5 protein-coding genes, 1 rRNA gene and 1 pseudogene are annotated in these 5508 nt (G+C 73.2%); 5 read left to right on the top strand and 2 right to left on the bottom strand.

Translation table 11 applies throughout. The features are described 5' to 3' along the window. Nucleotides 1–974, top strand: a pseudogene (locus tag MHW47_RS31325) (type VI secretion protein); the annotation flags it as partial. A gap of 10 nt (nucleotides 975–984) precedes the next feature. On the opposite strand, the gene MHW47_RS31320 reads toward MHW47_RS31325, so the two are convergent. Next, nucleotides 985–1542, bottom strand: coding sequence for a GNAT family N-acetyltransferase (locus MHW47_RS31320; RefSeq protein ID WP_239227253.1), 558 nt, complete (start codon nucleotides 1540–1542; stop codon nucleotides 985–987). A 155-nt stretch (nucleotides 1543–1697) separates the two neighbouring features. Here MHW47_RS31320 and MHW47_RS31315 point away from each other — a divergent pair, with 155 nt between their 5' ends. The 4 genes from MHW47_RS31315 to MHW47_RS31300 are packed head-to-tail and all read left to right on the top strand — an operon-like array spanning nucleotide 1698 to nucleotide 5381. After that, the gene (locus MHW47_RS31315) at nucleotides 1698–2630 is read left to right on the top strand and encodes an ATP-binding cassette domain-containing protein (protein WP_239227252.1); all 933 of its coding nucleotides are present in this window, start codon (nucleotides 1698–1700) and stop codon (nucleotides 2628–2630) included. Then, nucleotides 2627–3415: an ABC transporter permease gene (locus tag MHW47_RS31310; protein WP_239227251.1), complete on the top strand. Its 789-nt coding sequence runs from the start codon at nucleotides 2627–2629 to the stop codon at nucleotides 3413–3415. The genes MHW47_RS31315 and MHW47_RS31310 overlap by 4 nt, the downstream gene beginning before the upstream one ends. 32 nt (nucleotides 3416–3447) lie before the next feature. Then, a complete protein-coding gene (locus tag MHW47_RS31305) occupies nucleotides 3448–4719 on the top strand; it encodes a sensor histidine kinase (RefSeq protein WP_239227250.1) in 1272 nt (423 codons plus the stop codon). Further along, nucleotides 4716–5381: a response regulator transcription factor gene (locus MHW47_RS31300; protein WP_239227249.1), complete on the top strand. Its 666-nt coding sequence runs from the start codon at nucleotides 4716–4718 to the stop codon at nucleotides 5379–5381. Before MHW47_RS31305 ends, MHW47_RS31300 begins: the two co-directional genes overlap by 4 nt. 50 nt (nucleotides 5382–5431) lie before the next feature. Here MHW47_RS31300 and rrf read toward each other — a convergent pair. Beyond that, a 5S ribosomal RNA gene (gene rrf / locus MHW47_RS31295) occupies nucleotides 5432–5508 on the bottom strand; the annotation flags it as partial.

Below are 5508 nucleotides of genomic sequence, written 5' to 3'. Positions count from 1 at the left end.
CGACCGCCGCACCCGCCCCGGCCGCCGTGCCCGCCCCGCGCACCCCGCTCGTCCTCTACGGCCCCGCCCCCACCCGCCGGGCCACCGCACTCCAGGCGATCCACGAAGCCGACGGACCCGTGGTCGTGGTCACCGCCGACCCCAGCCTGTGGGCCGAGACGAAGGACGCCCGCGCCAAGCTCGGCCCCGTCCTCGTCTACGACCCCGGCCATCTCTGCGACACCCCGGGCCGGCTGCACTGGGCCCCCACCAGCGGCTGCGAGGACGCCGACCGCGCGGCCTCCCGCGCCACCGCGCTCCTCGCCCCCGTCCGGCCACAGGGCCGGGTCGACGCCGCCACGGCCGACACCGCCGAGACCCTGCTGCGCTCCTGGCTGCACGCCGCCGCGATCGACGGCCGCCCCTTCCGCCAGGTCCACCGCTGGGCCATGGGCGGCAACGCCCACGAACCGGTCCGCCTGCTGCGCACCCACCCCAAAGCCGCCCCCGGCCTCGCCGGACTGCTGGAGTCCGCCCTCACCGGACACCCCGAACGCCGCGAAATGGCCCAGGAACTGACGGTACGGGCCTTCGGCGCCCTCTCCTCCGTCCACGTCCGGGACGCCTGCACACCCAATCGGGCCGACACCCTCGCGCTGGATTCATTCGCCGCCGAAGGGGGCAGCCTCTATGTGGTGGGTGAATCCATCGAGACCCCGCGAAGCGGTCCAGGGACCATGCCCCTGCTCACCGCGCTCGCCTCAGACGTGGTCGAGCACGGCCGTCGCGTGGCCGCACGGTCATCCGACGGCCGGCTCGACCCACCACTGACACTCGTCCTCGACGACATCGCGGCCGTCGCCCCCCTGCCCCGCCTGCCGGAACTGCTGCGCACCGGCGAGACCCGCGGCCTCGCCACCGTAGCCCTGCTCCGCTCCCCGGAACAGGCCCGCTCCCACTGGACGCAACAGCTCCGCACGCCCAGCCCTCTGTGACGGGCGGCGCTCAGGGCCGCGTCACCGCGTACTCCAGCTCCCGCGCCGCCGGATCACCCGGCATCGGCACGGTCTCCCCGGTCGGCGCGAAACCAAACCGCCGGTAGAACGCCGCGGCACGCGGATTGTTCTCGTGCACATACAGCCGTACGCGTTCCAGTCGCGGCTTCTCGAGCGACCACGCCCAGTCCACGGCCGCCCGGAACAGCGCGTCGGCCACGCCCGCACCCCGCGCCTCCGGCCGCACGAACACACCGACCAAATGCCCCTGGTTCACCGCGGCGGGCTCCCCGAAACGCGCCTCCACGTCCGGCCCCTCCACGAGCACGGTCACCGAGCCCGCCCAGGAACCGTCCGGGCCCTCGGCGACGAACTGCCGCACCTCGCCCGCACCCGCGTCGGAGGCGTCGACCGTCCGCTCCCGCCACGCCTCGTCGGACCGTTCCAGGCCCTGCTCGTACGTCTCAAGAAACGCCACCGGGGCGGCCGGGTCCTGCAACGCGGCCAGCCGGAGCTCCCGCACCGACTGCCACTCATCGGCGCGCACCGGCCGTATCACGTAGTCCATGCACCGATCCTGACCTGCGCCGCGACGGCCACGCAAACGGATTCACCCCCGGACCGCCGGCCCCGGCCCGGCGTCGTACCCCGGTACTACGCGACCGGAAACCTCCCACCCCCGGACCGACGCCACGCCCGCGCCCGCTCCGTAGCGTCGACCGCATGATCAGGGCCCACGCACTCACCAAGCGGTACGGAGACACCACCGTCGTCCAGGACCTCGACTTCACGGTCCGCCCCGGCACCGTGACCGGCTTCCTCGGCCCCAACGGCGCCGGGAAGTCCACCACCATGCGCATGCTGCTCGGCCTGGACGCCCCCACCCGGGGCCGTGCCACGATCGGCGGCCGCGACTACACCACCCACGACGCGCCCTTCACCGAGGTCGGCGCCCTGCTGGAGGCCCGCTCCGTCCACCCCGGCCGGACCGCCTTCCACCACCTGATGGCCCTCGCCCACACCCACGGCATCCCGCGCAGCCGCGTCGACCACGTCATCGGCCTCGCCGGCCTGACCGCCGTCGCCGGAAAGCGCGTCAAGGGGTTCTCGCTCGGCATGGGCCAGCGCCTGGGCATCGCCGCCGCCCTGCTCGGCGACCCGGCCACCGTCATCCTGGACGAACCGGTCAACGGCCTGGACCCGGAAGGCGTCCTCTGGGTGCGCACCCTCCTGCGCGACCTGGCGGCGCAGGGCCGGACCGTCCTGGTCTCCTCGCACCTGATGAGCGAAATGGCCCTCACCGCCGACCACCTCGTGATCATCGGCCGCGGCCGCCTCCTCGCCGACACCACGGTCACCGACTTCACCGCCGCTGCCGGCGGCGGGTCCGTCACCGTCGTCACCCCCGAGCCCGCCGCCCTGCACGCCCTGCTGCGCGGACCGGGCATCGACATCACCACCTCCCCCGGCTCCGACCGGATCGACGTACGCGGCACGGACGCCGCACACATCGGCCGCACCGCCGCCGCCCACGCCATCCCGCTCCACGAACTCACCCCGCGCACCGCCTCCCTCGAACAGGCATTCATGGACCTCACCCAGGAGTCCGTCGACTACCGGACCACCGCCCCCGCACCGACCGGAGCCCCCGCATGACCACCGCCGCCGTTCCCCACCCGTACCGGATCACACCTCTGCGGGTGCTCCACTCCGAGTGGCACAAGCTGCGCACCGTGCGCTCCAGCTGGATCACCCTGGGGCCGGCCGTCGTCCTCGTGCTCGGCGTCGGCATCGCCATGGGCGCGACGTACTCCTCCGGCGGCGGCGACTCGGACGTCGACACCGTCGTCCTCGTCCTCTACGGCTCGCTCCTCGCCTCGCTCTGCACGGTGGTCCTCGGCATCCTCGTCACGGCGGGCGAGTACTCCACCGGCCTGATCCGTGCCTCGCTCACCGCCGTACCCCGCAGGCTCCCCGTCCTGTGGGCGAAGGCGGCCGTCTTCTCGGCCACGGTGTTCACCGTCATGTTCGCGACCGGGCTCCTCACCTTCACCGCAGCCCAGTTCTTCCTCCAGGACACGGACCAGGCGGCTTCCCTCACCGACCCGGGTGTACTGCGCGCCGTGGCGGGGAACGCCGCCGGAGTCACCCTGCTCGGCCTCATCGCCCTGGGTCTCGGCGCACTCCTGCGCTCCGTCCCCGGAGCCATCGGCGCCTTCGTCGGCGGGGTGATGATCCTCCCCGAAGTGATCACCATGCTCCCGTACGACGTGGTGGAGACCGCCGTCCGCTACTTCCCCACCCAGGCCGCGGGCGTCCTCGGCTCCGCGACCCCCCTCCCGCACGCCGCCGCACCCGGTCCCGCCCTGCTCGCCCTGCTCCTGTGGGCCTCGGCCACACTGGTCGCGGCGGCGGTGCTCCTGCGCCGCCGGGACGCGTGAACGGTACGCAGCGGGACGGCCGGAGGACACGAGTGACGCAGGACGCCACGGACCGGCCGACGCCGCCCGGCTCCGGCCCCACCCCGCTCACCCGGCACCTGCAACGCCTGCTCCAGCGCGTGCGCGCGTTCGACCGCCGCCGCCCCGCCCCCTGGAACGCCACACTGACCGCGTTCTGGGTGCTGTTCGCGGTGCTCGACGTCTCCACCCGCGGCTGGCGCACGGTCGCCCTCGACGCACAGGTGCCGCAACCGCTGGTGCTCACGATGAGCGTGGCGTTCTCCGCCCCGCTGCTGTGGCGCCGCTCGCACCCGCTCGCGGTGCTCGCCGTCATGGCACCGTTCTCCCTGGCCAACGCCTGGACGGGGGCGGTCCTCCAGGCGTCGCTCCTCCAGGAGATCGTGGTCTTCAACATCGCGGTACGGCTGCCGATGCGTACCCTCGCCCGGGCCGGTGTCCTGATCGCCGCCCCGCTGCTCATCGCCTCGGCCCGTTTCCCGGACGACTGGTCGCAGCTGCTGCTGCCGCACGTCTGGATGTTCGCGATGGCCGCCCTGGCCGGGATCGTGGTGCGCACCCGCAAGGAGTACACGGAGGCCTTGGTCGACCGGGCCGACCGGCTGGAACGCGAACGCGACCAGCAGGCACGCCTGGCCGCCGCCGAGGAACGGACCCGGATCGCCAGGGAGATGCACGACATCATCGGCCACAACCTCTCCGTCATCACGGGCCTGGCCGACGGCGGCTCGTACGCCGCCGCCCGCAGCCCGGAACGCGCGGCCCAGGCACTCGAGGCCATCGGCACCACCAGCCGGCAGGCCCTCGCCGAGCTGCGCCGGCTGCTCGGCGTCCTGCGCGACGCGCCGGAGGACGCCGACCGCACCCCGCAGCCCACGCTGGACGACCTGGACGCGCTGCTGGAGGGCGTACGCCGGGCAGGCCTCCCCGTACGCCTGTCGGTACGCGGCACACCGCCACCTCATCCGCTCGGCGCGGGACGGCAGCTGACGGTGTACCGGGTGGTGCAGGAGTCCCTGACGAACACCTTGAAGCACGCGGGCCCAGCGCCGGACCTCGCGGCCGCGGTCGCCCTGGTGCACCTGCCCGGCGCCCTCGAAGTCCTCATCACGGACAATGGGAGCCCGCGCCCGGCCGCGGAGGCGTCCGCCGGCACCGGGCAGGGCATCACCGGGATGCGCGCCCGCGCCTCCCTGTACGACGGCACACTCGAAGCCGGACCGTCGCCGGCCGAACCCGGCTGGCGCGTGCGGCTGCGGCTCCCTTTGGAGGACTCCCCCTCGTGACGACCGTGCTCATCGCGGACGACCAGCCGATGCAACGTTTCGGCTTCCGCATGCTGTTGGAGAGCCAGGACGACATGACCGTCGTCGGTGAGGCCGCCAACGGTCACGAAGCGCTCCAGCTCGTCGCCCGGCACCAGCCGGACGTAGCGCTGATGGACATCCGCATGCCGGTCCTGGACGGCATCGAGGCGACCCGCCGCATCATCAGGGCGGGCTCCCGCACCCGGGTCCTGATCGTCACGACGTTCGACCTGGACCGGTACGCGTACGACGGGCTCCGCGCGGGCGCCAGCGGCTTCCTCATCAAGGACGCGCTGCCGGAGGAGCTGCTTTCCGGGGTACGGGCGGTGGCCAGCGGGGACGCGGTGGTCGCCCCGAGCCTGACCCGCCGTCTCCTGGACGCGTACGTACAGCACTTGCCGGCCGCGCCGGGCGAGCCCGCCACTCAGGACCCCCGCATCTCGGGGCTCACGGGGCGGGAGCTGGAGATCCTCACGGTCATCGGACGAGGCTGGACCAACGCGGAGATCTCGGAGCGCCTGCACCTCGCGGAGTCGACGGTGAAGACCCATGTGTCCCGCATCCTCGCGAAGACGGGTGCCAGGGACCGCGTCCAGGCGGTGATCCTGGCGTACGACACCCATCTGGTGACACCGGGCTGAGAACGCAGAAAAGCCCCGTGCCAGCGGCACGGGGCTTCCCCACAATGATTGTTCGGCGGCGTCCTACTCTCCCACAGGGTCCCCCCTGCAGTACCATCGGCGCTGAAAGGCTTAGCTTCCGGGTTCG

It is taken from the genome of Streptomyces sp. OfavH-34-F (assembly GCF_022347745.1).
GTDB lineage: Bacteria > Actinomycetota > Actinomycetes > Streptomycetales > Streptomycetaceae > Streptomyces.
The sequence above is the reverse complement of the archived record's forward strand: the minus strand, read 5'-3'. Positions and strand labels throughout refer to the sequence as shown.

What these genes read in the sequence shown, in the direction of transcription:
- MHW47_RS31310 (WP_239227251.1), top strand. Translation starts at nt 2,627, where the DNA reads ATGACCACCGCCGCCGTTCCCCACCCGTACCGGATCACACCTCTGCGG.
- MHW47_RS31315 (WP_239227252.1), top strand. Translation starts at nt 1,698, where the DNA reads ATGATCAGGGCCCACGCACTCACCAAGCGGTACGGAGACACCACCGTC.
- MHW47_RS31320 (WP_239227253.1), bottom strand. Translation starts at nt 1,542, where the DNA reads ATGGACTACGTGATACGGCCGGTGCGCGCCGATGAGTGGCAGTCGGTG.